The following is an 18,600-nucleotide window of genomic DNA, read 5'->3' as shown; positions in this document are numbered from 1 at the left end:
TTTTAGTTACAAATAATCGTTTATTAGCGCCTTCTAATACAGGTGGCAACTTATGAGCAAAGTCGATCATACTTTTCCCTTCGAAAGAAGAAAATTCATTAAACTTTTAGCGACCACCTCGGCACTTGGCGCGGTGTGCAGTTTTATTCCGGGGCACACAGTTTGGGCGATTGATTCAGCAATTACGTCTAACGCGGCCTTTTCCACCTTCTTAAAGGTTTCAGAAACAATTTGCGGTTATTCCACGCTTGATAGCGCGCTGGGACAACGCATCTTTACGCTGATGCAACAGCGCAATGCTTCATTGGGCGATCAGCTAAACAGCCTTCAATCCTTGCTAAATGCTGACATGAGCTCCGCCGAGATGCAGGGCAAGCTTCAAAGCGTGGATAAAAACCAGCAGGCCCTTTTCAGCGATATCTTGCGTGCCTGGCAGTTAGGGATCGTAGGGACAGGCAAAGAGGCCAGGGTAGTGGCGTATGAATTTGCGCTGATGTACAAGCCTATCGCCGATGTCATTGTTTTACCTACCTATGCTCACGGGGAACCGCACTACTGGGCCCATCCTCCTGTCTTTAAGAACGCGTAAGAGAATAAAAAATGAAAACCTCTCATTCTGCCACGGTTGTTATCGTCGGTTCAGGCATCGCTGGCTCGCAGATTGCTCAAAAGCTGCAAAAAGCTGGGATTGATACTTTAATGCTGGAAGCTGGACCGCGTATCGAGCGCTGGAAAATAGTAGAAAATTATCGCAATTCGCCTTTTAAAACCGATTTCCAGTCACCTTATCCGCCGTCTGCGCATGCGCCACACCCGCAATATTCTCCAGGTGATAACGGTTATTTCATTCAGTATGGGCCGGAGCCTTACAAAGCCGGTTATCTGCGTGTGGCGGGCGGCACAACCTGGCACTGGTCGGCGCAGGCGTGGCGTTTGCTGCCAAATGATATGAAATTGAAATCGCTTTACGGTGTGGGGCGCGACTGGCCTATCAGTTATGACGACCTTGAACCTTACTACTATGAATCCGAAGTCGAGATGGGCGTTGGCGGGCCTGAAGATACCGGTTCGCCGCGCAGCAAGCCTTATCCGCAGCCGCCTCTGCCGTTGTCTGACTTTGACAAGGCGTTCAAGAAAGTCGTCGACCAAAATGGTTACCACTTGATCACTGAGCCAGCGGCGCGCAATACACTGCCGTTCGACGGTCGCCCTGCGTGCTGTGGCAACAGCAACTGTATGCCCATTTGCCCAATTGAAGCCCAGTACACTGGCGAAACTGCGCTGCGTAAAGCGGAGCATGCCGGATCGGTTTTGCTGCCGAACGCGGTGGTTTACAAGATTGAGCATGACGAGAAAGGCAATATCACCTCGGTTCTTTATAAAGACCCCAATGGCGACAGTTTCCGCGTGACGGGTAAAATCTTCGTGTTGGCGGCCAACGCAATAGAAACGCCGAAACTGATGTTGATTTCCAAAAGTGATAAATATCCTAACGGGATTGGTAACACCACCGATAACGTCGGCCGTCACCTGATGGACCATCCCGGCACCTCGGTGTATTTCCTGAGCAAAGAACCTATGTGGCCGGGGCGTGGTCCGATGCGCCTGAGCTGTATTAACAACTTGCGCGATGGGGCTTTCCGCTCTGAATATTCGGCGATGAAAATTAACCTCGGCAACTATTCCCCAACGCTTGCGGTTAGCAATTATCTGTTGAGCAAGGGAATATCCGGCAAGGAACTGCCTGCCATGGTGCGTGATTACGCTTCACGCTGGGTGGCGGTAAATACCTTCTTCGATATTCTACCGGATCGCGATAATCGTATCGTTGCGGTTGAGGATCAGAAAGACGCGCTGGGTATCCCGAAACCGGGCGTGCATTACCACATTAATGATTACATCAACAAGGCGCGCGACGTGGCGCACCAGCATTTTGACCATATTGCCGGACTGTTTGGCGGTACTGACGTGCGTCACGATGATAAGTATTTCAATAACAATCACATTATGGGCACGTTAATCATGGGTAATGACGCCAATGATTCGGTGGTCGATGCTGACCTGCGAACTCACGACCATCAAAACCTGTTTGTGGCCTCGAGTGGTGTGATGGCTAGCGCCGGTACAGTGAACTGCACACTGACACTCTCTGCGTTGGCAATGAGACTGGCTGATAAACTGATCGAGGAGTGCAAACACCTATGATGCGACTCTTAATGAAAACATCGCTGAAAACCTCTTTCAAAATGCTGTCGCTTGCCGGTTTATTATTCAGCGCCGCCAGTTATGCGCAAACGCCAGCGTCGGGCAGCCAAACTCTGAGTCTGGTCAAGCAGGGGGAATATCTCACCAAGGCAGCTGACTGCGAGGTGTGCCATACCTCTGAGGGCGGCACGACGTTTGCTGGTGGGCTGGCATTTAAAACGCCGTTCGGGGTGATCTACTCCTCGAACATCACACCTGATAAAACGACCGGTATCGGCAACTGGACCGAGCAACAGTTCAGCGATGCGCTTAAGCACGGCATCAGAGCTGACGGGCAAAACCTGTATCCGGCGATGCCTTATACTTCTTACTCGAAACTGACCGATGCAGACATCCATGCGATGTATGCGTATTTCATGTCGATTCAGGGGGTGAATCATAATCCGCCCGCTAACGAGTTAGGCTTCCCTTATAACCAGCGTCTGGCGCTCAAGGGCTGGAATCTGATCAACTTCCACTTCAAGCCGTTTGAAGAGGATCCAAAGCAGAGTGCTGAATGGAACCGGGGTAAGTATGTTGCCACCGCGCTGGGACACTGTGAGGAGTGCCATACGCCGCGTAATCTGGCAATGGGCTTGAGCGATAAAGCTTACGCCGGAGCCATGGTTGACGGTTGGGAGGCGTTTAATATTTCGTCTGATAAAACCTCGGGGATTGGCACTTGGAGTCACGATGATCTGATGCAGTACTTGCGCAGCGGTTCACTGCCGGGCAAAGCCACTACCGGCGGCGGGATGGCAGATGTCATATCTCACAGCCTGCGTTTCCTTACGCCTGAAGATCTCAGCGCGCTGGCCACCTATATTAAAAGTGTGCCTGCGCAGCAAACGTCGTCAAAAGACCGTTCTAGCGCAGGTCTGAATGCTCAGAGCGATATTACACAAGATGTGCGCGGTATGCCGATTGACGATGCCAACCCTTCGGGTGCGGTATTATTCAACGGAAACTGTGCTAGCTGTCACGGCACTAACGGGCAGGGGATTGGCGATAACAAGTTTTATCCTTCACTGTCGCAGAACAGTGTAGTGGGTTCTGACAAGCCGAATAATCTGGTGCAGATTATCCTGCACGGCGTCGATCGTGTGAACGGTGCCGGTGAGCATATTGTGATGCCTGGCTTTGGGGATAATCTCAACGATGCGCAGATTGCGACCCTGACCAACTATGTTCGCACCCAGTTTGGGCACGGCGGCACGGCGGTGGATGCCCCGTCAGTCAAAAGTCTGCGCGAAAACAGTGTAACGGTTATTCCAGGATACCTGTTGATTCTGGCAGGCTTGATTGGGGTACTGATTATCATCGCGCTGATTGTGTTCTTCAGACGCAAGAAGAAAGCCTAAAATAATGGCTCTCCCCCGCAACGTGGGGGAGCCGCACTTTTCTCGTCAGTCAAACTGCCAGTATGGCGGTGTGCCGTAAACCTCCACAAAATAGTCAATCACCGCCCTGACATTCAGCGGCGGATGGCGCGCGTGCGGGTAAATCGCGGCAATGTGCTGCGGCTCGGTTTTAATCGCAGCCTGATAGTCGCTCATGACTATCACCAGCTCGCCTTTCTTGATGCTGTCGCCTATCAACCAGTCAGGAAATAGCACCATGCCCATGCCGTCAAGCGCCGCGGTTAACAGCGTTTCGGCGTTATTGGAGGTCAGCAGGGCGGCAACAGGCGAATGCGCCCAACTGCTATCAGGCGCGCGGAACAACCAGCGGTTAGGGCCGGACGAACCGCCATACACCAGACATTTGTGCCCAGGCAGCTGTTCGGGTTTTTCGGGAGCGCCGTATTTTTCTATATATTGCGGCGACGCTGCCAGATGATAGCGCTGGGTGCAGAGTACGCGCGCATGAATCGAGGAGTCGGTCAGTGTGCCAATGCGAAAAATCACGTCAGAGGCATCGCGATGGGGATCTATGTAGTCATCGGTCTGAATTAGTTCCATCAACAGGCGAGGGTAGCGCGTGGACAAACCGGTCAGCCACGGCGCAATGTGCCTTTGTCCAAAAAATACCGGCGCATTGATTCTGATCAGACCTGCGGGTTCTAAAGCCCGGTCTTGCAATTCTTTGCGCGCCTCGCTGAGCTGCTCGGTCATGGTGCGAGCATATTCCACGAATAAACGACCGGCTTCGGTGGGGATCACGGCCCGAGTATTGCGATAAAACAGCTGCTGCCCGAGGGTATCTTCCAATTGAAGGATCACTCTAGACACCATCGATGCCGATACGCCTTCTCTTCGCGCCACCAGCGAGAAACTTTGCGCATCAAAAACGCCGATAAAAAATAGCAAAGTACGAAAGTTTATCGCGCTGGCGTCATACATTGTCTCGGTTCCTGCAAAGATGTTTCGCAGATTATACTGTTTCTTACCATCCGCTGCATATTAAGTGATTACGCAGGGTATAATCGTAAATACATACAACAAACAAATACTAGAGAATACAAATAATATGAATGACAGTCATAACCCGTCTGCCGTAGACGAGTTGGATCAGGCAATGCGGGTTTCGCAGGTTCTAAAATCTCCAAAGCTTTTGACCCGGGAATGTCTGGCAGGAGTGGTGACTGCGCTGGCACTGATCCCCGAGGTTATTTCCTTTTCAGTGATTGCGGGTGTCGATCCAAAAGTCAGTTTGATAGCCTCGATCGTGTTGTGTTTGACGCTTTCTATTCTGGGCGGTCGTCCGGCGATGGTATCGGCTGCGGCGGGTTCAGTGGCGCTGGTGATTGGGCCGATGGTCCACGCTCACGGTGTCGAATACATTTTGCCAACGGTGATTCTGGGCGGAATGGTTCAAATCTTGTTTGGCCTTTCCGGCCTGTCTCGCATGATGCGTTATATCCCACGTTCGGTGATGATCGGTTTCGTCAATGCGTTGGGGATCCTCATATTTTTCGCACAGGTGCCGCACGTTTGGGGGCAATCCAATCTGGTTTGGGTAATGTTTGCCGTCACGCTATTGATTGTCCTGCTGTTACCAAGAATCCTCAAAACTGTGCCTTCGCCGCTGATTGCCATTATTGTGGTTACCGCCGTGGCGCTGCTGATGGGCTACAGAATGCCAAACGTCGGTGATGAAGGCCCGATGAGCGCCGGTCTGCCGGGCTTTACTCACTTGCTGGTGCCGCTGAACTGGCAAACGCTGCAAATTATCTGGCCGACGGCGCTGAGTGTGGCTTTTGTCGGGCTAATGGAATCACTGCTGACCGCCAAACTGGTGGATGATTTAACCGACACGCCTTCCAGCAAGCGCCGCGAATCCTGGGGGCTTGGTGTAGGCAACATTCTTGCCGGTTTTTATGGTGGTATCGCCGGTTGTGCGATGATCGGTCAGACTATTGTAAACGTTGAACTGGGCAAGGCGCGGAGCAGGGTTTCAACCGTAGCTGCCGCGGTGGTTTTACTGATGTTGGTGACCACGCTGAGCAAGCTGTTGGCGCAAATTCCGATGGTGGTGCTGGCTGGTATCATGATGGTGGTGGCGGTGAAAACAGTGAACTGGCACAGCCTGCACCCGGCAACGCTGAAACGCATGCCGTGGTCGGAAACGCTGATTATGGTGCTTACTGTGGCGATTACAGTGTGGACCAGCAACCTGGCGCTCGGGGTATTGGCCGGTGCTGTGGTGGCGATGATTCTGTTTGCTCGCCGCATTGCGCATGTCATTCACGCTGAACGTGCCGTCAGTGAAGACGGTGATAGCGTGCGTTATACCGTACACGGCCCGTTATTCTTCGCCAGCAGCAATGACCTTTTCGAACACTTTGATTATGCTCACGATCCGAAACGGGTCATTATCGACTTGACTCATGCGCAAATTTGGGATGCTTCAACGGTAGCTGCTCTTGACGGTATCGAATACCGTTACCAGCGCTATGGCGCTCAAGTTACCATTGAAGGGCTTGATGGCCGCAGCAGCGACTTCCATAGTAAGCTGAGCGGAAATCTCGGTTAATACAAAGATAAAAGCCCTGACTTTGATAGCCAGGGCTTTTAGGTTACTTCAGACTTGATATTTAACATTAATAACTTAATGAGTACTTTCAATTTAGATACTGCTATAAATGTCCATGCTTGAAACAGATAACATCGGGCGTTAGATTTATCACCAAACCTCCCAAATAAATACCCGTTTTAATAACTTTCCTACCTTGTATTGAATAAAGGTGGAGTAAGTCAAACACGTTCATTTCCCCTCGCGATATAGACTCTTTGATGCGCGGCCTTACTTTCATTGCGATGTTGTTAAAAGCCTTTTTCAAGGGCGTTATCGCAACTATATCCAATAAAACATAGCCTTACATCATCGCGTTTTGGTCCCCATCCTGCGATTGTCGATACTGACTACGTGGCCTGAAAGCATTAATCGGTGAGAATGCAATATTCGTGACTCCGATTACTCATACAACAAACTTCGTGGCCTTTATCGCAAAAAATAATTTAATGAAACAGCAAAAACGTATTTTTCGATACAAAGAGCATATTTAATATTAACGGCGAACTCATTTATCGCTGCCGTTGATGACCACTCTACGATGATTAGGAATAGAGTCAATACTGTTTTTAAGAACATGCTTTTATTAACAGTGCTTATTTCAACAGGGGTTGGTTCAAAAAGTTGAAAATATAATAGATAACGGATTTTTGGATTCCTGGTTTGGTGCTTTTGGCCTCGGCGATTGCGGGGGCGTCCATGACATGCTGAACAGGGTAGAGTAGGAGAGGCTCAGCTCAGGCAAAAATTAGTTTTACTGGTATGTAGTTATTTGCTGATGTGTAGTTTTTAACTGATATGTAGTTATTTGCTGATGTGAAGTGATAAGCAAACGTAAAGAAAATCTCATAATTTTCTTATGAAAAGAGGGGGGTGAATTCATTAGTGAATGTTAACTTTCGATAAAAATGTGGTTTAGATCCCATTGATAATCAATAAGTAGCGATTAAACCTACCTTAACTGAAATTCAATCTGGCATGTTAAGAATTATTACATTATATTCACTAATGTGTTTGTTGCTGCATATCATAAAAAATTGCTTTCCATCATGAGGGTTAAGATATGAAATCAAAGCTGGCACCCCGTATCCTGTTATCTTGCTTGGCTTTAGCCATTATTCCCTCGGCTAATGCAGCGACCGTCACCGGGACGTTTCAGGTCCTGATTACCATCCTCAAATCTTGTAGTGTTACTGCCGGTTCAGGTTCCAATATCAATCTTGGATCTGTTGACTCCACGGCGGCTAATACCAGCGGTACCAGTGTTATCACTGCTAATTGCTCCAAAACTACCCCTTACTTTATTGGCCTGTCTCCCTCTACTGTCAACGGCGGCACGACCACGGGATCCGGTTCAATGTCATCAGTGGCCAACGCTACGAACAACACCGATAAAGTTCCTTATCAGTTAAATCAGACTTCAGCGACTGGGCCAGTCTGGGGCAATACGGCGACCACTACGACAGTGGGCAACGGCGTTGCAGCAACCGGAACCGGAGCAGCGCAAACATTTAACGTTTACGCCACTGCGGCCAGTGCCAATTTTACGCCTGACAGCTATGCCGATATTGTTACTGTAACGGTGAACTACTGATTAATTTAGCTTTACTGATCCAAAGTTGCCCACCCAGGAAAGGAGATTACGTTGAAATTGCTTGTGCGGCAGTGGGTATTTGCATGCTTGTTAGGGACATCGGTTTAGGGCATTCAGGCAGCGGCGAGTGGCCTGCAGGTTTCACCGGTAACCTTGATCTTGCCGGGAAACCAAAATGCAACTGGACTGTGGTTAAGCAATGAAGGCGATAACGTAGTTAATGCTCAGGTGCGAGTTTATCGCTGGAGTCAGAGTAACTTCAGCGATAATTTAACGGCTTCACAGTCGCTGGTGGCCAGTCCGCCAATGCTGGCACTGGCTCCTGGAGAGCGGCAATTAATCCGTATAATTCGCGTAGGGCCAACCTCCAACAGTCTGGAGGATGCTTATCGACTGGCTATTGATGAATTACCACCGCCTATTCTTCAAAAGAATAAATTGCAATTTGTTTTACATTATTCGGTTCCGGTTTTTATTCAGCCAGCCAGTATGCCGGTCGGATCGGTAAAATTGCAGTGGGGGCTTGTACATGTTGGAAATAAAGCTTTTCTGGAGGTCAATAATCTAGGGAATAGCCATGCACAGCTCTCGGCAGCAACTTATATCAGTGCTAAAGGAACTCGCAAAGATATTACACCTGGATTATTAGGTTACGTTCTTCCAGGCGCGACTATGCGTTGGATATTACCAGTCTCTTACGATAACTACACCCATGGAAGCAAAATTGAAGTAACAATCAATGGTGAAAAAACCCTACAGGATTTGTAGTAACCCAAGTCGTCTGGTAAAAGTTTTTTTTCTTAATGGAATATTAATATCTGGAGCTGCGTCCGCAGACGTTAATAATTATAGCGGACCTGTGGACGGTATTATTAATGATAATTCACATATTCCCGGCTTAGACCTATATCTTGACGTCACCCTTAATGGAAATCATGTGGGGCTGGCCCATTTTGGTTACGCCGAAAAAAAACTCTATGCCAGCGTAAGCACCCTGCGCCAGCTGGGTTTCCGGTTGCCGAAAGGGGCATCAGAAGCGGTGTGCCTGAGCGATATTAAACAATTAAAAATTGATTATGATGCCCACCAACAAACGCTGGACCTGACAGGGCCACTGAGTTTACTCGATTCAGCTACTATTCAGCTTAATGATTATGATAACAATCGTCCTGGGGTAGCTAATTCCAGCGGTATGCTGCTGAACTATGATATTTATGCGGCTAAACAAAATGGCACCACCGCTAATTCTTTCACCGAGTTTCGCGCCTTTAATTCGGCTGGAGTATTCAGCTCGACACAGCTGACCCAATATTCAGAGCAGAATCAATATTCTGGTCAGCGTAATCAGGTAAACCGGTTGGATACCAGCTGGAGATCGTCCTTTCCAGACCAGTTAATTGCGGTAAATATTGGTGATACGTTGACCGGCGCATTATCCTGGTCACGGCCGACGCGAATTGCCGGTATACAAATTGGTACTGACTACAGCCTGCAACCTAATCTTCGCACTACGCCTTTGCCGTCGTTCCTGGGGTCGGCCACTTTGCCTTCTAACGTCGAACTGTATGTCGACGGTATGAAATATTATACCGGGCAGGTCCCGTCCGGTAATTTCCAAATTAACACCATGCCCAGTATTAGCGGTGCTGGTGATGCGCAAATTATCACCACCGACGCACTAGGTAGAACGACGACTCAAAGCTTTTCTTTCTATAACGATCAGCAACTGCTGCGCCAGGGACTGACAAACTGGTCAGCCGAGCTGGGCGTAGTGCGTAAGAATTATGGCTACTCTTCTTTTGATTATGGCAGCGCGCCGGCGCTTAGCGGAACCTGGCGCTATGGGGTAAACAATAGTTTCACTGCCGGGGCGCATTCTGAAGCAACAAGCGGGCTTGCCAATGCCGGAGTCAGCAGCGACTGGATCCCCGGTTCGCGCAGCGGCACTATTTCAACTTCGCTTGCCTTTAGTTCCGACCGTGGTAGAAGCGGATCACTTTACAGTATCGGCTACCGCTGGACCGGCGGTCGCTTTAGTTTCGCTGCCAGCACCACGGCCACCACGGGCAATTATCATGATGTAGCAACCCATTATGGGGCAGCGCCACCTGAACTGAACAGCAATGCCGTTATTGGTTATGACACCGGATATTTCGGCAATGTCAGCCTCAGCTATCTGCAATTTCGTTATCCTCAGGAAAGTTCTATTCGCTATGCCAATGCCAACTGGTTCAAGCCGGTCAGCGATAATTTCTTTATTAGTGCGGGCCTAAATCAAAATATTGATAACAGCAAAGACCGCAGTCTTTACATGATGGTCACCGTAACGCTTAGCGACCGCATTTCTGCCAGCACCACGGTACAGCGCACTAATGGCAGCACGGGGTATCTTGCCAATGCCAGCCAGTCGTTGCCTTCTGAAGGAGGTTGGGGCTGGAATGTCGCGGCCAATCAGCAGGATTCTCGGCAGAGCGGGCAAGGAGAGCTGGGTTATCAGGGGAATTATGGCAAGGTTTATGCCGGTTATAACACGTTGCCTGATAGTCATTACGGTTATGCAGGGGCAACGGGATCCGTGGTAATGATGGGCGGTGGGCTATTTGCCGCTCGGGAAATTACCAATGGTTTTGCGGTGGTTTCTACCGATGGCGTTGCGAATGTGCCGGTTAAACTGCAAAACAACCTGGTGGGCAACAGTAATGATAAAGGGCTGCTTCTGGTCACACCGTTGAACAGTTATCAACGAAATCTGTTGAGCATCGATCCCATGGATCTGCCTGCCAATACACAGATAACCAGGGTTAATGCCAACGCCACGCCGGGCGATCGCTCTGGTGCAATGGTGAAATTCACCATCAAACCGATCAGGGCTGCGCAGGTAATACTGACCGATGTTACTGGCAAGGTTATCCCTGAAGGCAGTCAGGTGCGATTAAATTCTCGCGGCCCGAGTCTGGTGGTTGGTTTTGATGGCATGGTTTATTTTGACGCGCTGGAGCAGCACAACAGCTTGCAAGTGACTACGGCTGCGGGTGTCTGTTCCGTGCAATTCGATTATCCCCAAAAGGCCGAAGGGATCCCACAAATTGGCCCGTTAACCTGTAAGTAAGGCCGGCGAGTCGAGGAGCTAGTGAATGCACATAAGAAATTTGTTGTTATTGATGCTGTTAGGGCTATCTCCATCGCTAAGTTATGCGATCACCTGCTCGGTGAGTAACGTTCAGTCGGTGAATTTCTCGACGGTTAACCCGCTGGTGACTGCTACTCCGACCACCAGCATGACCTTTAGTTACTCTTGTACGCGTGGGGTATTGGATACATTGGTTGGGGGCGTCACTTTGTGCTTTAACATTGGCGCCTCGACCAATACTAATCAGGTCACTACGCGGGCGATGGCTAATACCGGTACTCCGGCGGGCACGTTAAGCTATCAGCTTTATCAAAACACTGGAGGTACTGTATGGGGGAGTCAGTATGTTGCGGGAACAACGCCAGTGATGGCCAATTTGGGATCACTGGCCATTGGGGTTCCCACCGGGGGGAGTTTGACGGTTTACGGGACGTTATCCACGCCACAAACCACGGCTACTCCAGGCAGTTACACTGATAACTTTTCGGCAGCGACCGCGGTAGTAACGTCAAATACAGCGCTGTTGATCCCACCCGGCACTTGCGGCTCGACGGTGATTTCAAACTTTGCTTTCAGCGTGTTGGCTACCGTTGCCAAGCAGTGTACCCTGACTACCAACGGCAATATTAACCTCGGTTCTGTCAGTGCCACAGCGGTCAATACCGCCTCCAGCAACACGCTTAGCGTCGACTGCACCAACAGTACGCCCTATACCATAGGACTTGTTCCTTCAAACAGCAGCACCACGGGCGCGGGTGTAATGTCAGGCACCGCACCCAATAAGGATACTGTGCCTTATCAGCTCAGGTCTACCAGTGGGATCAATGGTGTAGTCTGGGGCAGTAGCGCGGCAAACAGTATTGCCGGGACTGGGAGCGGTTCGGCCACCACTTATACAGTCTATGCTACCGCTGCGAGTGCAAATTACACTCCCGGCAGCTATTCAGATACCGTTACTGTCAATGTCACTTATTGAACGTGAGAACAGATAAAGGTTTTTACCGCAGGCATGATGAGCCTATCGGCTATAACCTTTATCAATCCCATGACTTTTTTAATCAGCCACTATTATTTGTCAATTCTAGTCGGAGGTTAAAATCTTGAGAGCCACAGTGATTAGCGACTTCCGTGAATGATTATTTGCGGTCGAGGGAGTATTTACCTGGACCCGTCAGCGCAAGCAGGAACAATCCGCCCATAATTGCGACATTTTTGTAAAAATTAATCTCGTTGGCATAATGCGCAGCTCCGGTCATGGTCCAGAAATTATGGCCGATCAGAGCGGTAATTAGGGTGTATACGGCCATAATCAGCGCCAGTGGGCGGGTATAGAAACCTAATATGATGGCAATACCGACAAAGAATTCCAGCACGACGGCAACAATTGCCGATAAGGTCGGGAACGGCGATCCAGTGGATGCCATATAGTTAATCGTGCCGCTAAAACCTATCAGTTTTTCATAGCCAAAAATAACAAATAACAGCATCAGCATGATGCGAGTAATTAACAGGATGGCATCACTGAATTTAGTAATAGAAAAATAACGCATTGTATTAATCCCTGAAGAATTGAGGTGTAAAGTTAATTAGGCAAAAACCGTGTTGGTATCTGCCGTGCATCATCATTAAAGATGATTTTTGGAATATCTAATTCCGTGCAAATGAGGCTATTCGGTTGAAAGTGGCTGATTAGCTTCGTTTCTACGTTTTTCCTGATAATTCAGCGTTTGGCAAACTGCCATAAGCTCAAATTCACTTTAACTGTTTCGTGATTGGGCATAAACTCCAGAAATGGATAACATAATCCCAAAAATGGCATAATAATGAAATTTGATCCCGCAGACTTGGTCCTGTTTGCCTGCGTTGTGGAAGAGGGAAGTTTTTCAGGGGCGGCTGAACGCCTTGATATTCCCAACTCCACCGTTTCCAGACGGATTTCGGCCTTGGAAAATCAGCTGGGTGAACGATTGATTGTCAGGACCACGCGCAAGATGATGATTACCGAATATGGCAAAGCCGTGCTGCGCCACGCGCAACAAATTTCTGCCGAAATGGAAGCCATGCTGGCGCTGACTGAAAACCGCCAGGCCAAGCCCACGGGTCAATTAAGAATATCAATGCCCGGAGATTTTTCTCAAAATTTAATTGGTGCTCTGCTGGCAGACTTTATCGAGAAATATCCACAGGTCACGCTGGATATAGATTCCTCTCAGCAACGCGTTGATATTATTGGCGAGGGGTATGATATCGCCTTGCGTATGGGTAACTTGCAGAATGATTCAACGCTGGTGGCTCGCCAACTGAGCACGTTTCGGGTTGGGCTTTACGCTGCGCCCTCGTTTATTAAAAAGCATGGGCGGGTAGATCATCCGCAAGATTTGATGCAGCGCTCGGTGCTGAGATTGCGGACGCGTGGAGGTGACGTTTCACCCTGGACGCTCACCAAACAGGGGGAGTGCTGGGAGGGGAGTCCGCCGATGCGTGCTGTTGCCAATTCACCCAGTGTGTTAATCAATCTTGCCCGCCTCGGCGCGGGAATCACCAGTGTAACTACCCATTTCGCCCACCCTTATCTGGAAACGGGTGAGCTGGTTCGTGTGCTTGAGGATTGGGAATGTCCCGGCGTTCCTGTGTGGGCCGTGTTCCCCGGACGCCGTTTAATGCCTTCGCGGACTCGAGTGTTTATCGATAGCCTGGTCGCCAGTTTCGAAAAATTCACTTCCAGGTATTAAACCTCGAGAACAGAAATTTGATGTTAAATATTATTCAAAAATGATTGTTTAGTCAGGGCTTAAATCTCACTGCCCAATCGGAGCAAAATCTCATCCATCAAACCACGCTCGCCGTTTGTCAGCGTTTGCGACTGGCCGAGCCGAGCCCTTAATGTCGTTGCCGCAGTACCGATTTTTTCATCTGCCAGTTCAAGCCTGTTATTGGTTATTGCCTGAATAACCGCCTCACGCGTTTCAGCAGCAAGGTCAAAATGCGCGGGTGTCTGTTCTTGTGCGATCAGAGAGATAACCACCCCGGTACAAGTAGCATGCATCATTGCCACTGCTCGCTCTTCACTGCCTTGCAATCTTCCTGCCAGCGCGACCGCATGTACTTTTTTAGCCAACGCTTTTATACCTGATTTTGCCGCGGGTGAGGCGGCGTTATTGCTGATTATCCTGAATAACGCAGGATTGGACAGGCCGAATGCGACATGCTTATCCCAGCCAAAGCGCAAGGCTTCAATCGGATCCGAGGGGAGATCCTCATCCTTTTTGGTGGCGACATAAGCGGCCAGCTCAAACTCTGCAACGGCATCAAGCAAGGCATCTTTATCGCCCACCAATCGATAAATCGTCGGCGGTTGAATTGATGCGGCGGCAGACACCGCGCGCGTCGTTGCTGCATCCGTGCCGTGGGTTCGAATCAGAGCGGCTGCAGCGGTAATGATTCGAGTTCTTGCATCATCAGCATCATTTACCTTCATAATCTTTATTGAAACCCCTTGGTTAATCGCTTTGGGAGGCCTGAGCAGGCTTTAGGACTCCGGTGAGAATATCACGCATAGTTTGTGGGCGACGACCAAGCAGCTTCTCTAAAGCAGGATCAACCACAGAGAAATCACCTAATCTTGCCGCCTTGAACATGCCTAACAGCAATTCGGCCATGGGCGCGGGCACTCCCAGAGCAACTTTTTCGCTAATCCACTGCGTATCGGTCAGTGTGACATGTTTTATTTCACGCTGAGTCATCTCTGAGGCGATGTTGGCTAACTCAGCCATGGTAAAGGCTTGCGGAGCAGTTAATGGCGGAGTCATACCGTCAAATCGGCCAGGATCGGCGAGAATAATCGCGTCTGCTTCTGCCAAATCATTACGAGCAGTCCAGCTCACAGGGCCATCTTCTGGAACGCGAAGCTCGCCAGTTTCAAATGCCCGTCCAATCATATGCAGTCCGCTTTCAGCATAAAAACCATGGCGCAGCGAGGTAAAAGGTGTGCCATTTGCCGCCAGCAGGTCCTCGGTTGCTGTATGGTCAACAGCAGGGACAAACATTGAATCTGCTCGTGCGCCCATGTGGCTGGTATACAGCACCCGTTGTACCCCGGCAGAACGCGCTGCGCCGATGGCATTGTTATGTAACCGAAGCGCTTCCTCTCCAAGTTTATCGACAGAAACCAGCAGAACCTGATGCATACCTGTAAAAGCATGCGCCAAGCCAGCCGGATCGGCAAAATCAGTGATTCTCAGCTGTACACCACTTTGGGCAAAATTAGCCATTTTCTGCACATCACGAGTGCCTGCAACAACCTGATTTTCCGGTATTTTATTTACAAGCTGTCGTGCGATTTCGCGTCCCAACTGCCCGGAAGCGCCTGTGATAATAATCATTTTTGACTCCAGTTTTCATTGATATCTTTTTTATGTTATCACTGGAAAATTATGAGGGGAAGGCGGTTTATTCAGCAACTATTATTTTTGTAGGCGATAAGGTGATGATGTAAACGGTCAACGACGATAGGTCAAAAGCGTCGTGGTAAAGTCGAGAAGGTTAACCTGTTGTTTTATAGCCGCCTCGTGGTTGCGAGGCGGTGAGTTGCCTTAGGCCTCGAGCGCGTCGAAAATCACGTAAAGCTTACGCATATCTGTTTCAATGACCCAAGTGCCCTCGGTATTGGCCTCAAAGAAGAATGAGTCTCCGGCGGTAAACTCAAGGGTTTCTTCTCCGTCAGGAGTAAAAGATCCTTTGCCATTCAGGAAGTGCATAATTTCGGCCTGCTTAACGGAGCGTCGATAACTTCCTGCGCTGCATTCAAATATTCCGGTATCAATGTCCTCCTTACCCGGAATGACTTTCTGGATCCCGGAGAGTTTTACAGCCGGGGTATCAGGCAAGCCTTCAACATTTCCCCACGACTCTAAAACTTTGATTGATGCGGGTTGCGCTATTTTTTGCACTTTCATTTAATAAAATTCCCTTAATGTGAAGGTTAACCAACAGCCGAAAATTTATACTGAACGGATAAATAGGTTAGTAATAACTCGACGTCCAGCTTAGGGAAATTGCAAAAAACATTGGTTAATTTATTGGCGGTTAATTAACACATTACTGCGTTAATCAGTGTGGAGAAGGCAGGAAGTTTTGCAGATGGGGAAAAGACAATGATTATTATAAAAATCCTAAAATCTAACGGCAATAGAGCAGGCTTGCACTTGTCTTACCTTCGGCAGATAAGCGAAAAACGACTTTTTGTGATTGCTCGTCGCGATATTTTTCAACCAGTCCGATAGCGAGTAGTTTGTGACAGGCGCGACGAAAGTCAGTGACTGGGACTGGTCTTGCACGATGCTGATTGAGTAAAGTAAACATAGAGATAGCGCTAAATGATACGGCTTGATTGCCCAGACCTGAATGATCATAAAGGAGCAGCAAAATATCTTTTTGGACCGTAGACATGCGCATGTGATGACCCCTCGATTAGGATCGAACATTGTCTCAACTCAGCTTGATAGGTGATTCTCAGTATAAACCATATTGTTGGATATAATCACCCGGTGGTTTTATTTAATGCATTAAAATAGTAGATTCCGACTTTGAGACGAGTAGGGCCTGAGTTATTGCAGCTATTAACAAAATTAATCAAACACCTTGCGATTTAATCTCTACCTATTAGTTATAAGATTTATAGCTGGGTTAACTTTAGAGAAGGGTTATTAAATTTCTTACTAAGCCAAATTTAAATTGGGATGGCCTTTTTAATACTCAAGTGCTTAATTGCAAAATATTATCAAAAGTAAAATAATTAATATATTCTGATAGGCATCAAGCCTAAGCTGCTGCAGTTTAACTGGCGTTACAGTCAGGGATGTGTATGTTGTTCAGGATAAGTTGGTATTTTTTGACACGAATGGTTACATTATCAGGGTGGGAACTTTTTACCTTTTATCACTTAATGCTTTATCGACGTGAATTGTCGAGGTTCAATGACGAGTTCGACCGAAACCACACAATAAGAATAGAAGATACTCCGAATAAGCTATAGGCTTAAATGTAAAGTAGATTTTAGTCATAAAAAACATTCTGATACAAACGTGAGCAACTAAAGCTTGTCTGAATCTATTAACTGGTTTCCTGTGATGGGTTAGAGCGTGTGCAGCGCAAAAAGTATTTGATTATCATTATATACTATAGGTGTGTGAAATTTTTATGTTAAACCGTGAAGTATTAATGGACTATATCCTTGAGTTCCTGCAGGGTATGGTTGAGGGCGATCATGAGGTAAAGCCGGACAGCGATCTCGTCAATGATATTGGCCTGGAATCTATTAAAGTGATGAGTCTGTTAATGAAGCTAGAAGACAAATTAGATATTACCATCCCAATAAATATCTTGCTGAATGTTAGAACCCCCGAGCAGTTGCTGAATGCGCTACTCCCACACCTGGAGAGCACCTATGGGTCTTTATGATAAGTTTGCTAATCTTGCGGACAGACTTAATGAATACCGAACGCCTGGTATAAATCCATTTGGCGCCTGTATCGATGAGATCTACTCAGCAACGGAAGGTCGTATTGGCGACCACAAAATTGTGCTGGCAGGCACGAACAACTATTTGGGTCTGACCTTCAATGAGCAAGCGATTGCCGAAGGTCAGGCTGCATTGGCAGCTCAGGGCACAGGAACTACCGGTTCGCGTATGGCCAATGGTAGCTACGGTTCGCACCTTGCGTTAGAGCATGAGTTGGCGGCCTTCTTTGACCGTCCTACTGCCATTGTTTACCCTACTGGATATACCGCCAATCTGGGTGTGATCAGTACGCTGGCGCATTCTGATGCCGTGGTCCTGATTGACAAAGATTGCCACGCAAGTATTTATGACGCGTGTGCTCTGGGCGGGGCGCAGTTAATCCGTTTCCGTCACAATGATGCCGAAGATCTGGAGCGCCGTATGGTGCTGCTGGGTGACCGTGCCAAAGAAGCGATCATCATCGTTGAAGGCATCTACAGCATGCTGGGTGATGTTGCTCCTCTGGTCGAGATTGTTGACATCAAACGTCGCCTTGGTGGCTATTTGCTGGTCGATGAAGCTCACTCATTCGGCGTCATGGGCGCGACAGGCCGCGGCCTGGCAGAAGAGCTGCACGTTGAGGATGATGTTGATATTATCCTTGGCACGTTTAGCAAGAGTCTGGCCTCTATTGGTGGTTTTGCCGTCGGTGCCAAAGCAATGGAAGTGCTGCGCTACAGCAGCCGTCCTTATATCTTCACCGCCTCGCCATCGCCATCAAGTATCGCCTCTGTACGTTCTTCTTTAAGAACTATCGCCGAGAACCCGGGCCTGCGTGAAAAGCTGTGGAGCAATGCTCGCAGACTTTACCACGGACTTGCCGAGTTGGGACTTGAGCTGGGCCCGCGCATCAGCCCGGTGGTTCCTGTGCTGGTGGGTTCAAAAGAAGACGGCCTGCGTCTCTGGCGTGAACTGATCGAAAACGGTGTTTATGTAAACCTGGCATTGCCACCCGCTGCACCGGCTGGTAATACTTTGCTGCGTTGTAGCGTGAATGCCGCGCACAGCGACGAGCAGATTGATAAAATTATTCAGGCCTTTGCCGATCTGAAAATTTAA

General features: G+C 48.7%; 17 protein-coding genes. 11 read left to right on the top strand and 6 right to left on the bottom strand.

The window, feature by feature from the left end:
- The first annotated feature begins 52 nt into the window (after positions 1 to 52).
- The 3 genes from AB3G37_RS14255 to AB3G37_RS14245 are packed head-to-tail and all read left to right on the top strand — an operon-like array spanning position 53 to position 3,605.
- Positions 53 to 589 carry a sugar dehydrogenase complex small subunit gene (locus tag AB3G37_RS14255; RefSeq protein WP_369788204.1) on the top strand — a complete coding sequence of 179 codons (537 nt, stop codon included), beginning with the start codon at positions 53 to 55 and terminating at the stop codon, positions 587 to 589.
- 11 nt (positions 590 to 600) lie between these two features.
- Positions 601 to 2,205, top strand: coding sequence for a GMC family oxidoreductase (locus AB3G37_RS14250; RefSeq protein ID WP_009635386.1), 1,605 nt, complete (start codon positions 601 to 603; stop codon positions 2,203 to 2,205).
- On the top strand, positions 2,202 to 3,605 hold the full coding sequence (locus AB3G37_RS14245) for a cytochrome c (RefSeq protein WP_369788203.1): 1,404 nt from the start codon (positions 2,202 to 2,204) through the stop codon (positions 3,603 to 3,605). Before AB3G37_RS14250 ends, AB3G37_RS14245 begins: the two co-directional genes overlap by 4 nt.
- 45 nt (positions 3,606 to 3,650) lie before the next feature.
- Here AB3G37_RS14245 and AB3G37_RS14240 read toward each other — a convergent pair whose 3' ends face one another.
- The gene (locus AB3G37_RS14240; protein ID WP_369788202.1) at positions 3,651 to 4,586 is read right to left on the bottom strand and encodes a LysR substrate-binding domain-containing protein; all 936 of its coding nucleotides are present in this window, start codon (positions 4,584 to 4,586) and stop codon (positions 3,651 to 3,653) included.
- A gap of 127 nt (positions 4,587 to 4,713) precedes the next feature.
- Here AB3G37_RS14240 and AB3G37_RS14235 point away from each other — a divergent pair, with 127 nt between their 5' ends.
- The 5 genes from AB3G37_RS14235 to AB3G37_RS14215 all read left to right on the top strand — a co-directional run bounded on the left by AB3G37_RS14235 (position 4,714) and on the right by AB3G37_RS14215 (position 11,958).
- Positions 4,714 to 6,219, top strand: coding sequence for a SulP family inorganic anion transporter (locus AB3G37_RS14235; protein ID WP_369788201.1), 1,506 nt, complete (start codon positions 4,714 to 4,716; stop codon positions 6,217 to 6,219).
- A 1,102-nt stretch (positions 6,220 to 7,321) separates the two neighbouring features.
- A complete protein-coding gene (locus AB3G37_RS14230; RefSeq protein ID WP_369788200.1) occupies positions 7,322 to 7,852 on the top strand; it encodes a spore coat U domain-containing protein in 531 nt (176 codons plus the stop codon).
- 111 nt (positions 7,853 to 7,963) lie between these two features.
- Complete coding sequence (locus tag AB3G37_RS14225) at positions 7,964 to 8,620, top strand: molecular chaperone (protein WP_369790965.1); 657 nt, start codon at positions 7,964 to 7,966, stop codon at positions 8,618 to 8,620.
- Positions 8,592 to 10,961: a fimbria/pilus outer membrane usher protein gene (locus AB3G37_RS14220; RefSeq protein ID WP_369788199.1), complete on the top strand. Its 2,370-nt coding sequence runs from the start codon at positions 8,592 to 8,594 to the stop codon at positions 10,959 to 10,961. The genes AB3G37_RS14225 and AB3G37_RS14220 overlap by 29 nt, the downstream gene beginning before the upstream one ends.
- A 25-nt stretch (positions 10,962 to 10,986) precedes the next feature.
- Positions 10,987 to 11,958: a spore coat protein U domain-containing protein gene (locus tag AB3G37_RS14215; RefSeq protein WP_369788198.1), complete on the top strand. Its 972-nt coding sequence runs from the start codon at positions 10,987 to 10,989 to the stop codon at positions 11,956 to 11,958.
- Positions 11,959 to 12,118: 160 nt separating this feature from the next.
- On the opposite strand, the gene AB3G37_RS14210 is transcribed toward AB3G37_RS14215, so the two are convergent.
- Entirely contained in the window at positions 12,119 to 12,541 is a 423-nt protein-coding gene (locus AB3G37_RS14210) for a DoxX family protein (RefSeq protein ID WP_369790964.1), read from the bottom strand.
- Positions 12,542 to 12,805: 264 nt separating this feature from the next.
- On the opposite strand from AB3G37_RS14210, the gene AB3G37_RS14205 reads away from it, so the two are divergent.
- Positions 12,806 to 13,714: a LysR substrate-binding domain-containing protein gene (locus AB3G37_RS14205; RefSeq protein ID WP_369788197.1), complete on the top strand. Its 909-nt coding sequence runs from the start codon at positions 12,806 to 12,808 to the stop codon at positions 13,712 to 13,714.
- A 59-nt stretch (positions 13,715 to 13,773) separates the two neighbouring features.
- On the opposite strand, the gene AB3G37_RS14200 is transcribed toward AB3G37_RS14205, so the two are convergent.
- The 4 genes from AB3G37_RS14200 to AB3G37_RS14185 all read right to left on the bottom strand — a co-directional run bounded on the left by AB3G37_RS14200 (position 13,774) and on the right by AB3G37_RS14185 (position 16,436).
- Positions 13,774 to 14,460, bottom strand: a complete 687-nt coding sequence (locus AB3G37_RS14200) for a TetR/AcrR family transcriptional regulator (RefSeq protein WP_369788196.1) — start codon at positions 14,458 to 14,460, stop codon at positions 13,774 to 13,776.
- Between the two features lie 22 nt (positions 14,461 to 14,482).
- Positions 14,483 to 15,364 (bottom strand): SDR family oxidoreductase, encoded by an 882-nt coding sequence (locus AB3G37_RS14195; protein WP_369788195.1) that lies wholly within the window; start codon positions 15,362 to 15,364, stop codon positions 14,483 to 14,485.
- A gap of 210 nt (positions 15,365 to 15,574) precedes the next feature.
- Positions 15,575 to 15,937: a cupin domain-containing protein gene (locus AB3G37_RS14190; protein ID WP_009635397.1), complete on the bottom strand. Its 363-nt coding sequence runs from the start codon at positions 15,935 to 15,937 to the stop codon at positions 15,575 to 15,577.
- A 223-nt stretch (positions 15,938 to 16,160) separates the two neighbouring features.
- Positions 16,161 to 16,436: a chromosome segregation protein ParM gene (locus AB3G37_RS14185; protein WP_369788194.1), complete on the bottom strand. Its 276-nt coding sequence runs from the start codon at positions 16,434 to 16,436 to the stop codon at positions 16,161 to 16,163.
- A gap of 744 nt (positions 16,437 to 17,180) precedes the next feature.
- Here AB3G37_RS14185 and AB3G37_RS14180 point away from each other — a divergent pair.
- Both AB3G37_RS14180 and AB3G37_RS14175 read left to right on the top strand, forming a co-directional pair.
- Positions 17,181 to 17,441: an acyl carrier protein gene (locus AB3G37_RS14180; RefSeq protein WP_009635399.1), complete on the top strand. Its 261-nt coding sequence runs from the start codon at positions 17,181 to 17,183 to the stop codon at positions 17,439 to 17,441.
- A complete protein-coding gene (locus AB3G37_RS14175) occupies positions 17,428 to 18,600 on the top strand; it encodes a pyridoxal phosphate-dependent aminotransferase family protein (protein WP_009635400.1) in 1,173 nt (390 codons plus the stop codon). Before AB3G37_RS14180 ends, AB3G37_RS14175 begins: the two co-directional genes overlap by 14 nt.

It is taken from the genome of Rouxiella sp. WC2420 (assembly GCF_041200025.1).
GTDB lineage: Bacteria > Pseudomonadota > Gammaproteobacteria > Enterobacterales > Enterobacteriaceae > Rouxiella.
Note: the sequence above shows the minus strand (reverse complement) of the source record. Positions and strands in the feature narration are given on the sequence as shown.

Excerpts from the sequence above, each read along its gene's own strand:
- AB3G37_RS14185 (WP_369788194.1), bottom strand. The coding sequence starts at position 16,436 with ATGCGCATGTCTACGGTCCAAAAAGATATTTTGCTGCTCCTTTATGAT.
- AB3G37_RS14240 (WP_369788202.1), bottom strand. The coding sequence starts at position 4,586 with ATGTATGACGCCAGCGCGATAAACTTTCGTACTTTGCTATTTTTTATC.
- AB3G37_RS14195 (WP_369788195.1), bottom strand. The coding sequence starts at position 15,364 with ATGATTATTATCACAGGCGCTTCCGGGCAGTTGGGACGCGAAATCGCA.
- AB3G37_RS14200 (WP_369788196.1), bottom strand. The coding sequence starts at position 14,460 with ATGAAGGTAAATGATGCTGATGATGCAAGAACTCGAATCATTACCGCT.
- AB3G37_RS14235 (WP_369788201.1), top strand. The coding sequence starts at position 4,714 with ATGAATGACAGTCATAACCCGTCTGCCGTAGACGAGTTGGATCAGGCA.
- AB3G37_RS14230 (WP_369788200.1), top strand. The coding sequence starts at position 7,322 with ATGAAATCAAAGCTGGCACCCCGTATCCTGTTATCTTGCTTGGCTTTA.
- AB3G37_RS14215 (WP_369788198.1), top strand. The coding sequence starts at position 10,987 with ATGCACATAAGAAATTTGTTGTTATTGATGCTGTTAGGGCTATCTCCA.
- AB3G37_RS14205 (WP_369788197.1), top strand. The coding sequence starts at position 12,806 with ATGAAATTTGATCCCGCAGACTTGGTCCTGTTTGCCTGCGTTGTGGAA.
- AB3G37_RS14180 (WP_009635399.1), top strand. The coding sequence starts at position 17,181 with ATGTTAAACCGTGAAGTATTAATGGACTATATCCTTGAGTTCCTGCAG.
- AB3G37_RS14190 (WP_009635397.1), bottom strand. The coding sequence starts at position 15,937 with ATGAAAGTGCAAAAAATAGCGCAACCCGCATCAATCAAAGTTTTAGAG.
- AB3G37_RS14220 (WP_369788199.1), top strand. The coding sequence starts at position 8,592 with ATGGTGAAAAAACCCTACAGGATTTGTAGTAACCCAAGTCGTCTGGTA.
- AB3G37_RS14255 (WP_369788204.1), top strand. The coding sequence starts at position 53 with ATGAGCAAAGTCGATCATACTTTTCCCTTCGAAAGAAGAAAATTCATT.
- AB3G37_RS14175 (WP_009635400.1), top strand. The coding sequence starts at position 17,428 with ATGGGTCTTTATGATAAGTTTGCTAATCTTGCGGACAGACTTAATGAA.
- AB3G37_RS14245 (WP_369788203.1), top strand. The coding sequence starts at position 2,202 with ATGATGCGACTCTTAATGAAAACATCGCTGAAAACCTCTTTCAAAATG.
- AB3G37_RS14250 (WP_009635386.1), top strand. The coding sequence starts at position 601 with ATGAAAACCTCTCATTCTGCCACGGTTGTTATCGTCGGTTCAGGCATC.